The 15,150-nt window shown below is 38.2% G+C and carries 19 protein-coding genes; 2 read left to right on the forward strand and 17 right to left on the reverse strand.

What is annotated here, in order from left to right; all coding sequences use genetic code 11:
* Positions 1-5: 5 nt before the first annotated feature.
* The 5 genes from BXY41_RS17230 to BXY41_RS17250 form a co-directional block, all read right to left on the reverse strand.
* A complete protein-coding gene (locus BXY41_RS17230) occupies positions 6-497 on the reverse strand; it encodes a pyridoxamine 5'-phosphate oxidase family protein (protein WP_104438102.1) in 492 nt (163 codons plus the stop codon).
* Between the two features lie 31 nt (positions 498-528).
* Positions 529-1,434: an AraC family transcriptional regulator gene (locus BXY41_RS17235; RefSeq protein ID WP_104438103.1), complete on the reverse strand. Its 906-nt coding sequence runs from the start codon at positions 1,432-1,434 to the stop codon at positions 529-531.
* A gap of 78 nt (positions 1,435-1,512) precedes the next feature.
* A complete protein-coding gene (locus tag BXY41_RS17240) occupies positions 1,513-2,070 on the reverse strand; it encodes a cysteine hydrolase family protein (RefSeq protein WP_104438104.1) in 558 nt (185 codons plus the stop codon).
* Between the two features lie 202 nt (positions 2,071-2,272).
* Positions 2,273-2,521, reverse strand: coding sequence for a hypothetical protein (locus BXY41_RS17245; RefSeq protein ID WP_104438105.1), 249 nt, complete (start codon positions 2,519-2,521; stop codon positions 2,273-2,275).
* Between the two features lie 9 nt (positions 2,522-2,530).
* The gene (locus BXY41_RS17250) at positions 2,531-3,109 is read right to left on the reverse strand and encodes a TetR/AcrR family transcriptional regulator (RefSeq protein ID WP_104438106.1); all 579 of its coding nucleotides are present in this window, start codon (positions 3,107-3,109) and stop codon (positions 2,531-2,533) included.
* A gap of 181 nt (positions 3,110-3,290) precedes the next feature.
* Between BXY41_RS17250 and BXY41_RS17255 the strand changes: the two genes are divergently transcribed.
* Positions 3,291-3,929, forward strand: coding sequence for a Vat family streptogramin A O-acetyltransferase (locus tag BXY41_RS17255; protein WP_104438107.1), 639 nt, complete (start codon positions 3,291-3,293; stop codon positions 3,927-3,929).
* 77 nt (positions 3,930-4,006) lie between these two features.
* Here the strand turns inward: BXY41_RS17255 and BXY41_RS17260 are convergent, their stop codons facing one another.
* From BXY41_RS17260 to BXY41_RS17300, 9 genes are all read right to left on the reverse strand, one after another.
* A complete protein-coding gene (locus BXY41_RS17260; protein WP_104438108.1) occupies positions 4,007-4,417 on the reverse strand; it encodes a C-GCAxxG-C-C family protein in 411 nt (136 codons plus the stop codon).
* A 96-nt stretch (positions 4,418-4,513) separates the two neighbouring features.
* Complete coding sequence (locus BXY41_RS17265; protein WP_104438162.1) at positions 4,514-5,317, reverse strand: SDR family oxidoreductase; 804 nt, start codon at positions 5,315-5,317, stop codon at positions 4,514-4,516.
* A gap of 83 nt (positions 5,318-5,400) precedes the next feature.
* The gene (locus BXY41_RS17270) at positions 5,401-5,970 is read right to left on the reverse strand and encodes a Crp/Fnr family transcriptional regulator (protein WP_104438109.1); all 570 of its coding nucleotides are present in this window, start codon (positions 5,968-5,970) and stop codon (positions 5,401-5,403) included.
* A gap of 113 nt (positions 5,971-6,083) precedes the next feature.
* Complete coding sequence (locus BXY41_RS26825; RefSeq protein WP_170072439.1) at positions 6,084-6,782, reverse strand: nuclear transport factor 2 family protein; 699 nt, start codon at positions 6,780-6,782, stop codon at positions 6,084-6,086.
* Positions 6,783-6,797: 15 nt separating this feature from the next.
* Complete coding sequence (locus tag BXY41_RS17280; RefSeq protein WP_104438110.1) at positions 6,798-7,601, reverse strand: SDR family oxidoreductase; 804 nt, start codon at positions 7,599-7,601, stop codon at positions 6,798-6,800.
* Between the two features lie 82 nt (positions 7,602-7,683).
* Positions 7,684-8,592, reverse strand: a complete 909-nt coding sequence (locus tag BXY41_RS17285) for a helix-turn-helix transcriptional regulator (protein ID WP_104438111.1) — start codon at positions 8,590-8,592, stop codon at positions 7,684-7,686.
* A gap of 101 nt (positions 8,593-8,693) precedes the next feature.
* On the reverse strand, positions 8,694-9,443 hold the full coding sequence (arr, locus tag BXY41_RS17290) for an NAD(+)--rifampin ADP-ribosyltransferase (protein WP_104438112.1): 750 nt from the start codon (positions 9,441-9,443) through the stop codon (positions 8,694-8,696).
* A gap of 34 nt (positions 9,444-9,477) precedes the next feature.
* Complete coding sequence (locus tag BXY41_RS17295; RefSeq protein WP_104438113.1) at positions 9,478-11,190, reverse strand: ABC transporter ATP-binding protein; 1,713 nt, start codon at positions 11,188-11,190, stop codon at positions 9,478-9,480.
* Entirely contained in the window at positions 11,190-12,929 is a 1,740-nt protein-coding gene (locus BXY41_RS17300) for an ABC transporter ATP-binding protein (RefSeq protein ID WP_104438114.1), read from the reverse strand. The genes BXY41_RS17295 and BXY41_RS17300 overlap by 1 nt, the downstream gene beginning before the upstream one ends.
* 137 nt (positions 12,930-13,066) lie before the next feature.
* Here BXY41_RS17300 and BXY41_RS17305 point away from each other — a divergent pair, with 137 nt between their 5' ends.
* Complete coding sequence (locus BXY41_RS17305) at positions 13,067-13,960, forward strand: polysaccharide deacetylase family protein (protein WP_104438115.1); 894 nt, start codon at positions 13,067-13,069, stop codon at positions 13,958-13,960.
* An 82-nt stretch (positions 13,961-14,042) separates the two neighbouring features.
* Here BXY41_RS17305 and BXY41_RS17310 read toward each other — a convergent pair whose 3' ends face one another.
* From BXY41_RS17310 to BXY41_RS17320, 3 genes are all read right to left on the reverse strand, one after another.
* Complete coding sequence (locus BXY41_RS17310; RefSeq protein WP_104438116.1) at positions 14,043-14,267, reverse strand: hypothetical protein; 225 nt, start codon at positions 14,265-14,267, stop codon at positions 14,043-14,045.
* A 216-nt stretch (positions 14,268-14,483) separates the two neighbouring features.
* Positions 14,484-14,786 carry a hypothetical protein gene (locus tag BXY41_RS17315; protein WP_104438117.1) on the reverse strand — a complete coding sequence of 101 codons (303 nt, stop codon included), beginning with the start codon at positions 14,784-14,786 and terminating at the stop codon, positions 14,484-14,486.
* A 33-nt stretch (positions 14,787-14,819) separates the two neighbouring features.
* Positions 14,820-15,119 carry an MGMT family protein gene (locus BXY41_RS17320; RefSeq protein ID WP_104438118.1) on the reverse strand — a complete coding sequence of 100 codons (300 nt, stop codon included), beginning with the start codon at positions 15,117-15,119 and terminating at the stop codon, positions 14,820-14,822.
* Positions 15,120-15,150: the final 31 nt, after the last annotated feature.

Consider the following 15,150-nt stretch of genomic DNA (forward strand, 5'->3'; position numbering starts at 1 on the left):
ACTGCTTAATTAATTCCACCGTTTTCCATATCAGTCTCATTAACAAAGTCCATGTGGTATAATTTCTCCCAATGATTAATGTTTAATGTTCCCTTTTTGAGATGAATTGCTAAATAGCAGCAATTCTCGTCCTTTTCATTATTTGCCATGTCATACCACTCAGAAAAAGCCTTGCGTAATTTCGTTCTTAATTCAGCATTTTTCGGGTCAAGCACCCAGCCAAGGTTTTCAGCTACTCCATTGGCAGTAAACATCTCCAGGCATCCCGCAACCGAAACCTCCTGGTTTTCAGCGATCTGCTGCATTTTATGTGACTGTCCATTGGTGACAACATAGAATGTACGGTCTTCATAATAAGCGTCCACACTGCGGACAACAGGACGTGGTTTTCCATTAGCGCCAGGCTCCAGTGCAATGGTAGCCAGTGATATTACATTGTCTTTCCCGTTACCAAATTTTTCTTCCAGCAGCTTTAGTCCTTCCTGATACATACTCATATTTTTTTCCTCCATCATTAAAAATTATATATCATCCTCGTTTTTTAAACGGAATCCATAACTCCGTATAAACGATGTCAGATTTGCTTTTATAATACATTTCAGGAAAGAAACCATCGGCAGTTAAACCGTGTTTTTTTAGCCAGAACCGGGTGTATTTCATTGCTTTCCCCATATCCGCCACCATCTGATCCTTGTTTTCTGATTCAAATCCACATACCACATATTCCCGTGATGGAAGCTGCCAGCGAATAAAATTATGGTCTGTCTCTTCCTTATTAATTTCCGTACCTATAAAATAGCTGGAATAGCCTTCCGGCGCATCTCCCTTAAACGAAACACCAATGTGACGCCCCTCTGGGAGACGGGGAATATTGGAAAGTTCTTTGTAAAATTGGTGCCAAATATCGCCAACCATATCAACACCGGTCTTTTCGCCAAGCATTTTACCAGAACGAAATGCATAATAGCCTATTACTCCCAGAAAATCTATTGGTTCATCAAGAAATTTACGGTTCATTTCAAGAACTAATCCATCGCTGATCAGCGGTACCCCTTCATTGATTACAAGATAACTAAGTAATAGATCAGGTTTTTCAAAGTTTTGCAGACTAATACGGTTGCTTCGATACTGGGATGGGGTAATTCCATAGGTCTTTGTAAAAGCACGGGTATAGGTTACATGACTTCCAAAACCGTAATACAACGCAATGTCTATAATGCGATTTTCCCTGCTGCGCAGCATCACTGTAGATTTTGCCAAACGGCGCAGCTTAATATAATCCCGAACCGAAGTTTTTACCAATCGTGTGAATAATCTCTGATAATAAAATGGTGACAGCCCGGCAATCTCAGCCAGAGTATCGATTTCAATTTCTTCCCCAAGATTTTCTTCAATATGATTCAGAGTTTTTTGAATGGATTCCCATGCGTGCATATTGATTACCTCTCTCCAAACAATTTACCACAGACTGAAAAAAATTGCTTAACCGTGTCTGCTCTTTTTTAAATGTTCTTAGTTTAACTTTTGATTTTTGATCCAGGCATCTGCCTTTTGTACCTTGGCAAACGTCCCATTCAGTGCTGCCATATATGCACACTGAGCCAATTCTGCCGGTACTGTAGTTTCACGCCATACCAAATCTCTCGTTGCACAGGCATCTTCAATTAATTCAACAGTGTATCCGTAATTATTGGCAGATCTGACGGTTGTATCAATGCACATATGCGTCATCATACCGCACACAACCAACGTATCAATCCCTTTTTCCCCCAGCTTATCGTTCAGGCCCGTACCCTGGAAACTATCAGGTCTATGCTTAATTATGATTTCTTCTCCGCTCAATGGACTGCACTCTTTATAAAATTCAGCACCAGCAGTCTCTGGTATAAAAAATACTGCACCCGGGTTTATACTTATGTGTCTCACATGGTAAATCGGCAAATTGTGCTCTCTAAAAAATGTTAGAACTTTACTCGCCTGTAATGCCGCTTGTTCTGGGTTAACCAGTTCATACTTTCCACCCTTAAAATAATCATTTTGAATATCTACAAGAATCAGACCAACGTTCATAATAACTACCTCTTTTCTCATAATTATATAGTTTCTTACTGAAAGTTTACGGCTGATAAAATAAAAAGTAAATTACTTACTTTTTGGTAGGTATCTGATTGGCACAGATAATACCTTTTTGCTCAAGCTGATCTCTTTTACAAAATCATGGACTAACTCCAGTGGGCAAGTATAATTCTCCCTGATTTTCATACACGTTTCCTCATTCTATACGCTTCAGATTTAACACATTGGAAATCACAGTAGTAACACCCGCAAGCAAGCTTCCAATCCCCCATACACTGCCCCATAATGAACCTGCCATTCCAATCAGCACCAATGCAATCCCTATAACAAAACCAATAACAGAACCTGCCTTTGCTACCCGTTTCGATGGATAGACTCCTCTTGCAGCATTTTTCGAAAACTCAAACACTTTCGCGTTATGTTCCTTTAGATTAAATTTTTTCATCGTATTCTCCTATTCAAATATATCGTCAATTAAATGATCCAGCATAAAATCAAAGACATCAAAATGGTTGCATACCAACTTATCCTTACCCGTAATTAAAAATAGCAATGAAGCCATGACAGACAAAGCTTTCTCTTCACTGATACGTAGTTTCAAAAAGGGTTTCTCAATCATTTGCTTTGCTCCATAAAGACTATCAAAAAATATACTTTGCCTTTCTTCCTCAGAAAGCTTGTTGATAAAACTTGTAAAGTCTGCTTGTGAAGTATCATATAAAAACGGACTTTTATCATATTCCGCATAAACTGCCTTTAATGCCTTTGCTACACCATATTTATTTTGTTCTTTTAATAAAATCGATTCAATCAGATCATATAATTTATTTTGAATCACACTTAACGTTTCCAAAAAAAGAGCTTCCTTTGATCCAAAAAAGAGATAGAATGCACCTTTTGAGATACCGACTTTTAAGCATAATTCATCAATGCTGGTTTTTTTATAGCCAAACTTTTCCCAATTTTCTTTACATGCCTCAATCAGCTTTTCATGTATATTATTTTTTTCCTGCTCACTAAATCCTTTTGGCATATTCCCTCCTCGTTGTGACTATATTTATTTTTATAGTCATATATACTTATACCTGATATAAAACTATTTGTCAATATGTTATATTAGTTATTACGCTGTTTAGGTACTGGAAATATACAGCAGACTATGGTATGCTGATAATTTATTAATACTATTTCTATCAATACAGGAGGGTTTTTATATGCAGTATGGACCAGATCCCAATGCCATATATCCGAATGAAGGGATTAAGAGTGTCTGCTATATTAAAAATGTGGTGACACGCCCCAATATAATCGTCGGAGATTACACTTATTATGACGACAAAGACGGAGCTGAATCGTTTGAAGAACATGTGACGCACCACTATGATTTTATAGGAGACAAGCTCATTATCGGGAAATTTTGTGCTATAGCAAAGGGCATTGAATTTATAATGAATGGTGCGAATCACAGAATGAACAGCGTTACCACCTATCCCTTTAATATTATGGGAGGCGGCTGGGAAAAAGCAACGCCAGCACTGGCAGACCTGCCGTTAAAAGGGGATACTGTGATTGGCAATGATGTATGGATCGGACAGAATGTAACCATAATGCCTGGTATTCATATTGGAGACGGGGCAATTATCGGCGCTAATTCTGTTGTAACAAAAGATGTTCCTGCTTATCACATTGCAGGTGGAAACCCATGTAAAATACTGAAAAAAAGGTTTGACGATGAACTTATTAAGCATCTTCTCACGATTAAATGGTGGGATTGGCCTGCGGAAAAAATATTTGAATATCTTGATGTCCTGTGCAGTGGAGATTTGAAAAAGATTATGGAGATAAAACTTTAAACGTATGAGTATAACTATAAAACTTAAAGAAACAGCCTTTTAAACCCGGGCTGTTTCTTTGGACTATTGCGTTCTTCTTAGATACGCTTAATGAATTCACTTGAGAATTCAATCGTTTCAGCAGTCAATTTCTCACATGCGTGGGGTGGATCATTTTCACTAAAGCCATTAGGGCGTAAATCAAAGCATTTCAGTGAATGATATCTATCTGTAAATTCTTCAGCAAATTGATAGCAAATCCCGGCTATCTCAGAATCAGATTTACCTTTCTGTTTGAAGTAAATTCCAATAAACATCAAAGCACCTTCAACCAATCCGCATTGAGCTCTATAACCTCCTGCTCCATGAAGACCTATGGCAGCGTTTAACGTCTGTTCTTCCAGACTAACATGAAACAATTCACATAAACAGGTTAAAGCCGTTCTTGCGCAGTTAATATCATATCTCCAATACAATTCATGTACCCTTTCATTTATCGTTGATTTCATTTTAGCCACCTCTTTTTATACAATTACAATCCTCTCTTTTCCTGCCGGGTTATAATTTTAGTCTAGTATACCATCAGATTAAGGTTTTGTATTATTTTAGCGATTAAAAAAGAGCATTATTTTTTCTCTTAAGCCATCTGGCAGCACAATCAGCAAATTATAAATTTGGGGAACTGCAATCAAATAGCGCGCCTTCAACTTTTTCTTTTTAAGTTTATTGCAGATATCTTCCGCTGCCTTTCCTATATCCGCCCGTTTTTGTTTTTTTCTATAATTCATATCATTTTGATAGCGGTCCATGTAAGGAGACTTATTATTTTTCATCTTCTCATCTGAATTTTTAGAAAGTGTGTTGAAAAACTCCGTATTTACTGCCCCCGGCTCAAACACAGATACCTGAATTCCAAAACTCTGTAACTCCAATCTCGCTGCATCACTGATTGCTTCTATTGCATGCTTTGATGCGCAATAACTGCCATTTACATAACCAGTCAATTTTCCTGAAATGGAACCGATGTTTATAATCTTTCCAGAGTTTTGTTTTCTCATATATGGTGCTACTGCCTGTATCATACGGATGGCTCCATACACATTAACTTCAAACATTTGGGACATTTCTTTTAAATCAATTTCTTCAATTGCTGATCTCACTGAATAGCCTGCATTATTTACCAGAATATCAATTCTTCCATATTGTCTGATGACTGTTTCGACTGCAATTTTTATAGATTCTTCATCAGTTACATCCATTTTTAATTTGAGAGCCGCCGGGATATCATATATTTTGCTGATATCTCTTGCTGTGGCCGCTACCAGGTATCCTTTCTCAGCTAATAGAATACATAATCTCCTGCCTAAACCGGAGGAGCAGCCTGTTATTAAAGTGACTTTATTATCCATGATTTTCACTCCATTTTCCATTTCTTCTTCTTATTATGCAAATCATATCAAAAAAAACAAGAACTGTAATTGCCAAATGACAACTACAGTTCTCGTTTTATTCTGCTTAAGGAACTTGGGGTGATTCCAATGTAAGAGGCTATATATTCCTGCTTCACGCGTTCTTCGATATCAGCATATTTATTAACAAAATGAAGATATCTTTCTTTTGCATGCATTCTCTGAAAGGATACCCCCTTTTCATCGATCAGTATAAAGGCATTTTTATATAGTTCGTCAAAAAGATTCCGAAATTGCTGGTACTGTTTCATTAAATCGCGCAGCTGTTCTACTGCTATTTCTGCAACCTGACAATCTTCCAGAGTCTCTATCCAGAATTCGGAAGGACTATCACTGAGAATATTATAAAAGCAGCACCATTCTCCTTCTTTCGAGAAGCACTTTGTAACTTCCATTCCCTCTTCATCAATATAGACTCCTCTTACGATACCCTGGAGAAGTAAACAAAGAACTTTTGTATTTTCCCCCATACTCAATATGTTACAGCCTTTTTTATACGATCTGAGTGTAAACACTGATTCAATTGTCTGAATCAAATCACTGGGGATTCCTTTCTCTTCCAGATATTGAGGTAAACTTAATTTTCTCTCCATTTATTAAACTCCATACTGATAACCGCAGACTCAGATTCCAAAAACCACATCAAAGTCTATGTAACTATCTTTTTATAACATATAATAAATTTCGATTAAAATCAAGTGAAACGTTATTCACCGGATACTGTGATATTTAAGTTTTTGATTTTTTCATTATGAACTGTAAAACAGAAATCCAAAGGAATGGGGCTTCCTTCGAAATCACCTGAAATGACAGCAGTGACAATCGTTTCACCATTTTTTTCTGCATAACTGGTGACATCAGTCATAACTTTTGCGCCCCTGTTTGCCTCTAGAATATGCCTGCTGACCGCTGCTGGTCCATGGTACGTCTCTCCTTCATCTACCAACATTGCATCCTCTGTAAAACATCCTGCAAGCAGGTTTTCATCAAAAATATCTGAGGCATGATAATAGGCGGCAATCGGCTGGGGCAATGGAATTGCCCTGCTGTTAGAGGAAAGTACATTGCAAAGCCGTGTAATTTTATCCCCCTCCATTGTAAAATGAAAATCAAGAAACAATGGATCAGGCAGACCAGCCTTATTGTATTCACCATCACATTTTGCAGTAACGACAATTTCTTTGGCATCTTGAACGGCATTTATGACTTCCAGTCTTAAATGTACACCAAAATAATCGTGGTCACTCCACTCTTTAATATCTGGTTTTCCATGATATTCTTTTCCTGCGTCCATTACAACGGCATTCTCTTCAAAAATAGAAAGAAAGGCGGCTGGGTCACCCGCGTTCGTTGCCTGAAAATGTGTCTCAACCGCTTTCGGTAATTGAAATTTATTGTTTGTCATAGTCATCCTTCTCCTTTATACTGTGCGGACAATTCCGCCATCAATTGTATGTTCTGCACCCACGATGTAGGAGGCGCGATCTGATACAAGAAACGCAGCAAGTTCAGCTACTTCCTCAGGACGTGCTGTTCGCCCTATGGGGATTCCTCCCAATGAATCCATTAAAATCTGCCTTGCATCATTATAATTACAGCTACGTTCCTGCGCCATCCGCTCAATGAGTCTTTCTGCTGCCTTTGTTTCCGTAAACCCTGGTGCTATGCTGTTAACACGGATTCCCTTTGGTGCAAGTTCTGTCGCAAGTGCCTTGCTGTAATTACCAAGCGCTGCTTTTGCTGCCGAGTACGCCATGGTGTTTTCACCTGGAAACCGGCGCTGTATGGATGTGATATGAAGGATTACGCCACTGCCTTGTTTCAGCATTGGCGGCAACAATCCCCGATCCAGCCGAACCGCTGCAAAAAGGTTGGTATCGAATGTACGCTGCCAGTCCTCATCTGATTGCCTGAGCGCGCCGCCGGTGGGAGTTGATGAACCGCCGACATTGTTGACGAGAATATCCACTCCTCCAAAATGTTCCAGAATATATTCCACAACTTTTGCAGTGCCCTCAGGTGTGCTGATATCAGCTTGTATAAATAATTCCGGTCTCTTTAATTCTTCCGGAGTAGTTCGCGCTGTTGTAATGACAGTCGCTCCAGCTTTTGCAAGGCGTTTAACAATAGCCTCACCCATTCCGCCCTTCGTACCTCCAGTCACGAGAATGCGCTTTCCCTGGAGTTCTTTGGGATCAATTGACATATGGCTAAAACTCTCCATGAATGAACCTCCTTTGATTGATTTGTAAGATTTTATCAACACTTTGATTATATAAAATATAACCTGACAGCACCGTGTCAGGTTATATTTTATATCTCATGGCAATTTTACTTAATTCGAGCTGAAGCATATCACGTATATGCTGTGGGCTTTTTACTTCAGCTTCGGAGCCAAAAGACAGAATATACCGGATCAGCCAATCACTTTCAGGCAAAGTGGTCATAATGGTGAATGAGCCATCTGTGTTTTTAGTAATTTCTTTCTCCTCAAATTCATCATATACGCGGTAGGCTCCATCAGCAGAAATATTGAAACATAGTTCAATCCACTTCTGAGTTTCCTGCAACTGACCGCCGCCAGGCAATGGTTCGGGGATCATTGGGGTGAAAGTTTCCTCTGTTTTCTGGACATCTGCCATTCTTACAATTTTAAACATTCTTAATTCATTCCTAGTCTGGCAGAACGCCTGTAAATACCAGGCATTTGTTTTAAATATGAGTTTCATTGGTTCAACTCTTCGGGCAGTTTTCTCACCTGATGAACCGAAATAATTAAATTCAATAATTCTATGACTCAGGATGGCATCCTTTATTTGCGTAAATTGACTATATCCCTTATCATCACTTCCCCATGGACTGAAATCCACTTCAATCCAGTTTGTTCTGCTCTTATTGAACAGGCTGCTTAATTTGGCGAGAACTTTATCTGCCTCAGGAACCTGTGTGACGGTCATGCTTTGCAGCGCATATAATATCTCATTTTGCTCTCTCTCAGAAAGAACCGATTTATCAAGAACATAGTGTTCCAGCAGGGAAATGCCTCCGCCCTTTCCCTGAAGAGCATAGATTGGTATCCCTGCTAAAGACAGTGTATCAATATCACGATATATAGTTCTGACTGATACTTCAAAATGCTCTGCCAGTTCATTGGCTGTCATAAACTTTTTGTTCAGTAAAAGATATATTATTTCGAAAAGTCTGTTTATCTGCATATTCCTTACTCCAATCTTACTTTATTATAGACGAATAACCTGACAACTGCATGTCAGGTTATTTATAAACTTTATAAATATTTTAATTTATTGTAATTTGCTCAGTTAATAATTTCCCCTTTATTTTTTGCTAAATTTTCACGCCATTTACTTTTTTCTGTAGTAGTAATTTTATTCCACTCAGCCTCCTCACCAATAATTTTCAGGGGTTCTTTTGAACGGTAGGAACGAGTTAAGTTACCTGGGAACTTCTTGTCAGTAACATTGGGGTCATTTTCAAATTCACCCATTGGTTCTATTCTATAAACCCGTTCTCTTCCTTCTCCTTTTGCCAATGCCGCTGCAAGTCCCGCACCATTGATATTAGCAGTAAAATAGATATGATTCATTTGAAGCTCAGGCTTGTAATTAGAAATTCCACCAGCTGTAAGCAAATCACCAACTTTTAAATCTGCCTTGGTTCCATGATAAAATGGACCTTTATCAGAAGGTGCTCCTTTATATGATTCACTTAATTCAGTATATTTTTTTGCATTGTCAGAATCATGCAGCTCCTCATAACACCCGGAAATATCTGCATATAATGTTGTGTATGCACTCTTTACATTCTCATCATTTATATTTCGTGCACACTGTAAGGATGTTTCCAGCCATTTTAATTTATCTGTGATATCCTTTTGTCGATGGGCAAAATGATATGCTGCAATAAATTTTTCATAGTCATCTGCTGCCTCATCCCATGCTTGCTGAAACATCTTGTCAGCTTCTTCAACATTTCCACGATCTTCTAAACTCATCCCTATTACACAGAGTTTAATGACGTTGTTGTTCGGATCAAATTTTATATTCATATCATTTTACCTCCAAATTAAAGATACCACGGCATTATATTATTTCTGTCTGGGCATGTACAAGGCTAGTATACACGGAACCATTTTTCATCAGCTCCGTATGTGATCCTGCTTCCGCCACCTTTCCATTCTCAAAAACATAGATCGTGTCTGCATTCTGAACTGTGGACAGACGGTGGGCAATAATAATTGTGGTTTTCCCCTGGCGTAATTCATCCATATTTCGTTGGATCTGACGCTCTGTCTCAAGATCCAATGCAGATGTTGCCTCATCAAGAATTAATACATCCGGGTCTGCTGCCAGAGCTCTTGCAAGGGAAAGGCGTTGCTTCTGACCGCCCGACAAGCTGATTCCCCGTTCCCCTATCATAGCATCATACCCAAGCTCCAGATTCATAATATCATCATGAATCTGTACCAGCTTACAGATTTTTATCATTTTTTCATGGGTAATTCCACTTCTTCCAAACAATATGTTGTTTCGAATGGTATCCGGGAAAAAATAAGGCTCCTGAAAAGCAATATTGTAACAGGAATCGTAATCATGTTCCTTTATGTCTTTCAATTCCACTCCATTGATACGGATAGCTCCGTTTGAAGGCTCATAGAACCGAAGAAGCAGTCTTGCGACGGTTGACTTTCCACTTCCGCTGGACCCAACAATTGCTACCTTTTTACCAATTGGAATTGAGAATGTTAATTCATCCAGTACCTTTTGAGAATTTTCTGAATATTGAAAGGATACTTTATCAAAAGCAATTTCATTAATTTGATTCAGGGATTTTGCTCCGGTCTCCCCTTCAGCACTTTCAATTACCGATCTGACACGCTCAATGCTGACTTCAAAAGAGGTCCAGCGAACATGAAATTCATAAACTGCCTGCAAAGAGGTAGTTATATTTAATGAGTACTGATATAAAATCAAATATGTACCAAGAGTCATCTGATTATGCAATACCAGATATCCGCCGTATATTAATACTACAAGATTGGTCCCCCATCGCAGTGGAGCAGTCAGAAACAATTGCTCATTTATTATTCTTACTTCTTCCATTATTTTTGTATAATACTTTTTAAATAACCGATGGTAAATCTTCTCTTCCCATCCCATTCGGTTATATGCAATTACTTCTCTTGTGGAGGAGATCCCCTCCTCAATATGAACCAGAAGATTGGTTCTGCTTTCTTTTACCTCTTTTGACTTGGTCTTCATGCGCTCTTTGTAGCTTTTCCCTATGATAAAATATAAAATTATCATGACAATCAGTATGATTAGTACCGAAGGACTTAAATATGCCATAATGCCGATTAAAACAATGAGTTTAATCAGATCCTGAAGGGTAAGGGGCAAGCGGTAAACATTCTCTCCAATGGATTCCACATCATTTGTAAAATAATCCACATATCTTGTAATTCTCTCATTTTGGAACTGTGAAATGGGCATTCGATACAATGCCTGCATTAATACCTCTCCAACACTGACCCTCACTCCATATCCGATCTTATGAAGTATCCACTCTGACCAATAGGGGGTAACAGCTCCTAACAAATAGGCTATTGTAATAAATATAAGCAGCTTAGGAAGAAATTGATAATTTCCCTGTGTAAAAACAGAGTCAACTAACCATTTTTGAAGTCCGATCTTTGACATTTGAGCTATGATTTCTAAAATCATGATGATACAGGCGCCCAGGAATGCCCACTTGCTTTTCTTAATAAATTTCCAGTACCAACGTATATGTTTCATCAGCTGACTCCTTCTACGAGTTCGTAAAATAACCCTTTTCTATGTATCAGTTCTTCGTATGTGCCAATCTCAGCTGCTTTTCCATCCTGAACATAAACAATTTTATCATAATCCATAATCGTAGAAATACGATGGGCTATGGCTATGGTAGTCCTGCCTTTGCTTAACTGATCAAGAGCTTTCTTAATATAGGCTTCACTTACATTATCCAGTGCAGAGGTTGCTTCATCAAGGAGCAGAATGGCAGGATTTTTAATAAACATCCTTGCAATTGCAATTCTTTGCTTTTGTCCTCCGGATAATTTAATGCCCCGCTCTCCCACAAGCGTTTCATACTGCTGTTCCGTTTCCATAATAAACTCATGGGCGTAAGCTGCTTTAGCTGCCTGAATCACCTCTTCATCCGTGGCATCAGGGTTCCCAAACCGAATATTTTCTTTAATGGAAGAACCAAACAGATACGTCTCCTGAAAAACATACCCAATGCTGTTTCTTAGCTGAGATAAGGACAGATTTTTTAAGGATACTCCCTCCAGAGTGATGTCCCCCTCCTGGGGATCATAAAATCGGTCCAGTAATTTTAATACCGTTGATTTTCCATTTCCGCTGGCTCCCACAAAAGCGACACGCTCTCCAGATTTTATTTCCAGATTAAACTCTTTTAACAGATCGGTTCGGTCCTGATAATGAAACGAAACATTCTGCAAGGAAAAATTACCAGATATCTGAGGGAGAATGCGAGGTTTTGCAGGTTCGGCTATATCTGGCTCAATTTTAATAAAGTCAAATAGTTTCTCTGCCTGGCCCAATAAATGCATCTGCTCCGTGAAAACATAGGATAATCCATTGATCTGTCGCATAACCATCATAAAATAAAAGATATATGCGCTAAATTCACCTACGGTCATTTCTCCATGCTTTACCAGATAAGAGCCAAATACAAAAAAACCGATATTACCAATACTGGTGGTAGCTACGCACAAGGCTGGCCGCAAAAGCCGAAAGAAAAGGGAACCAAGCCGGGCATCTTTATAAGCCCTGAATGACTCCACAAATCTCCCTGTCTCCCACTCTCTTGCATGATACGCCCGGACCTCCTGTATGGCACTTATGCTGTCATATGTCTTTTTATCCAGTGCCGTTTTTGTATCTGTCTGCTTTTTCAAAAATTCCACCACTTTTTTATCAATATAAGGACCATAGGTAAAAAACAGCAGGTAGCTTCCCATAATAATCAAGGTAAAGCGGTAGTCCTTAATGGAAATGACAGCTAAGGGAAATAGGATGGATAAAATCATATAAACCGTACCTGGAAAAAAGTCTCTGTATATACTTTGCACTGCAAGAACTTCTGTATTCAATAGGGATAACGTCTCACCCACAGGTTTGCGTTCAAAATAGGAGAAACCAAGCCTCCGCAAATGACGATACACCGAATACTGCAAATCTCTTGCCGTTTTTTCAGGCAGAGCCCTCTGCATTACATTGTTTATGGCAATAAATATAAGCATAACTACGATTGCAGTAATTAAATATAGAATTTGTCCGGTAAATGCCTCCGCATTCTGCTGCATTACCACCTTGTCAATAAAGACCTGGATAAAATATGGAATGGACATCTCACATAGAATAATACCCGATCCTGAAAGAATAAACAAAAGTAAAAGCCCTGTATAAGGCTTAAAAAATGATAATACCCAGAGATAGACTGACAGTCTCTTTTTATTATGCTGCTTCATATTCCCCTCCCCGTTTCTGTTCCGGAATTTTTCTAAACATTTCTTCTCTGCTTAATCTATCCGGTTTTTAGTTTCTATATAGTATACCATTAGTTTGATGAGCATACAATTATTATAAATAAGTGGAAGGAAGAAATATGGGGTCTTCAAAAAATTATAGATGTTATCTTAAAAAATTACTTCTAGTCATAACTTACAGCTTGTTATCTATCTCGATCATCAAAAGTATTTATAAAATCAACGCGGTTTCTTCCGTACAAACCCTTGATGGAATTATAGTTCCGATCATTATGTATCATCAGGTAAAAAACAGTGGTTTCGGCAATGATGTCATTAGCCCCTCTGAATTTGAAAGTGATTTAAAGTATTTAAAAGATAATAATTACAATACTATTACGATGACACAATTAATTGATTATGTTTATGATAAGAAAGATTTGCCCCCAAATCCGGTCATTCTGGCTTTTGATGATGGGTATCTTAGTACCTATTTAAATGTTTATCCATTGTTAAAAGAATACAATATGAAAATAGTTCTATCTATCATAGGAAAAAGTGTGGATGAGTTTTCGAAGGTAAAGGATGAAAATATTGAATATTCTCATGTTACATGGGATGAAGTAAAAGAAATGCAGGATTCCGGACTGGTTGAAATGCAAAACCACTCCTATGGTTTGCATAAAATTTCAAAAGAACGCTATGGATGCAGTCAAATGGCAAATGAGACTCAGAAGCACTATGAAGAATTTATAGGAAATGATCTGAATATGCTGCAGGAGAAATTAATGGAAGTAACAGGAATCTGCCCAACTACATTTACATATCCATATGGCAGATATAACGATAATCTGGAAAATATAATTAAAAAACTTGGTTTTAAAGCAACTGTAACTTGCAAATTTGGAGTAAATGTTATAAATAATAATCCCGATACGTTGTTCAGTCTGAAAAGAATACGCAGGGCACATAATCAAAGTATTGGAACTATGTTAAAAAAGGGAATGGCTACCGTGAAAATCCCTCATAACTAAAAATCCTCCCCCTATAACAGAAGGAGGATTTTTATTGTCATATGTTATCTTGACGTGTTGGAGAACAAAAACCTTTGTCCAATCAGGAGTCCTGCTCCTCTTTGGTCTGTTCCTCTGATGAAGTTAACACAGATTCCAGAGCTTGCTGGTATTCCTTCATTTTTGACAATTGTTCTTTCAATATCCCCAGTACAAGCTCCTCTGTCTGTTTCTGTTTTTCAGGATCAGCATGCATAGCTTCTGCTTGGGCAATCAGATCTTTTTTTGCTTCAATCTCTTTTCTGATCTTCTCAGCTAAATTATCCATACTTGTGACCACCTTTCCTAAATTGTTTCAATTACGCCATTATATTGCACACCAGATGTTTCGATGTGCCAGATTGGAACTGACATCTGTATCGGTCCCCACCCCATAGTTCTGGTTGTTCGATCTCATTCAGATGTATAATCATTATATGCTGGGGCTTATCCAACGGTGAAATACAGGCTGTCTCATTATGGCGTAAAGCTGTTTGGGCAGTCATCAAAGAAAGAATTCCTGTTCAAAGTTATAAAGTTCATCTTCCATACGTTCCAGTTCAATTTCAATAATTCCATTATCACGGCATACAAAATAATCTTTATCTCCTACCGCCTGCTTTCTTAAATTATTACATTTAGGGTATATGTCTGCCAAGGTGGCATAGCAATATTTGTCTAATTTATTGACCGTAGTATCAAAACAATGCTTCTTAATAATAATCTCATCGCCTTCCTTAAAAACCGGGCAATAATTATTCTTCTTAACTACGGTCATTTTTATTACAGTTTGCGGCTTAAGTTCCATTTTTTCATCCTCTCTTTTGTATTATTAATATGGTCATATTCCATATATGGAAATATCTACGTATCCCTCTTCCGAAACTTCTACACCTTCCGATATAAGAAGTTCTCTCTGAATCGCTGCATATCTGGCATCCGTGATTGATATTCTGCCCTTGGAGTTAATAATCCGGTGCCATGGGAGCTCATACTTTTCAGTCATAGAATGGAGTATCCTGGCTACCTGCCTGGCACCTCTGTTATTTCCTGCAAATCTTGCGACCTGTCCATAACTCATGACTCTTCCGTATGGTATTCTCTTTATTATTACAAGAACTTCCTCAGTGAACTGTGTCATATCACTTCTCCTTTATACGGCTAAATTTATA

The organism is Lacrimispora xylanisolvens (assembly GCF_002934545.1).
In the GTDB taxonomy this organism is placed as follows: Bacteria; Bacillota; Clostridia; order Lachnospirales; family Lachnospiraceae; genus Lacrimispora; species Lacrimispora xylanisolvens.

Bases quoted from the DNA above. Each gene is read 5' to 3' on its own strand.
- BXY41_RS17230 (WP_104438102.1), bottom strand. From the start codon at position 497: ATGAGTATGTATCAGGAAGGACTAAAGCTGCTGGAAGAAAAATTTGGT.
- BXY41_RS17280 (WP_104438110.1), bottom strand. From the start codon at position 7,601: ATGGAGAGTTTTAGCCATATGTCAATTGATCCCAAAGAACTCCAGGGA.
- BXY41_RS17285 (WP_104438111.1), bottom strand. From the start codon at position 8,592: ATGCAGATAAACAGACTTTTCGAAATAATATATCTTTTACTGAACAAA.
- BXY41_RS17255 (WP_104438107.1), top strand. From the start codon at position 3,291: ATGCAGTATGGACCAGATCCCAATGCCATATATCCGAATGAAGGGATT.
- BXY41_RS17260 (WP_104438108.1), bottom strand. From the start codon at position 4,417: ATGAAATCAACGATAAATGAAAGGGTACATGAATTGTATTGGAGATAT.
- BXY41_RS17320 (WP_104438118.1), bottom strand. From the start codon at position 15,119: ATGACACAGTTCACTGAGGAAGTTCTTGTAATAATAAAGAGAATACCA.
- BXY41_RS17300 (WP_104438114.1), bottom strand. From the start codon at position 12,929: ATGAAGCAGCATAATAAAAAGAGACTGTCAGTCTATCTCTGGGTATTA.
- BXY41_RS17315 (WP_104438117.1), bottom strand. From the start codon at position 14,786: ATGGAACTTAAGCCGCAAACTGTAATAAAAATGACCGTAGTTAAGAAG.
- BXY41_RS17305 (WP_104438115.1), top strand. From the start codon at position 13,067: ATGGGGTCTTCAAAAAATTATAGATGTTATCTTAAAAAATTACTTCTA.
- BXY41_RS17240 (WP_104438104.1), bottom strand. From the start codon at position 2,070: ATGAACGTTGGTCTGATTCTTGTAGATATTCAAAATGATTATTTTAAG.
- BXY41_RS17310 (WP_104438116.1), bottom strand. From the start codon at position 14,267: ATGGATAATTTAGCTGAGAAGATCAGAAAAGAGATTGAAGCAAAAAAA.
- BXY41_RS17265 (WP_104438162.1), bottom strand. From the start codon at position 5,317: ATGGATAATAAAGTCACTTTAATAACAGGCTGCTCCTCCGGTTTAGGC.
- BXY41_RS17235 (WP_104438103.1), bottom strand. From the start codon at position 1,434: ATGCACGCATGGGAATCCATTCAAAAAACTCTGAATCATATTGAAGAA.
- arr (WP_104438112.1), bottom strand. From the start codon at position 9,443: ATGAATATAAAATTTGATCCGAACAACAACGTCATTAAACTCTGTGTA.
- BXY41_RS17245 (WP_104438105.1), bottom strand. From the start codon at position 2,521: ATGAAAAAATTTAATCTAAAGGAACATAACGCGAAAGTGTTTGAGTTT.
- BXY41_RS17270 (WP_104438109.1), bottom strand. From the start codon at position 5,970: ATGGAGAGAAAATTAAGTTTACCTCAATATCTGGAAGAGAAAGGAATC.
- BXY41_RS17250 (WP_104438106.1), bottom strand. From the start codon at position 3,109: ATGCCAAAAGGATTTAGTGAGCAGGAAAAAAATAATATACATGAAAAG.
- BXY41_RS17295 (WP_104438113.1), bottom strand. From the start codon at position 11,190: ATGAAACATATACGTTGGTACTGGAAATTTATTAAGAAAAGCAAGTGG.
- BXY41_RS26825 (WP_170072439.1), bottom strand. From the start codon at position 6,782: ATGACAAACAATAAATTTCAATTACCGAAAGCGGTTGAGACACATTTT.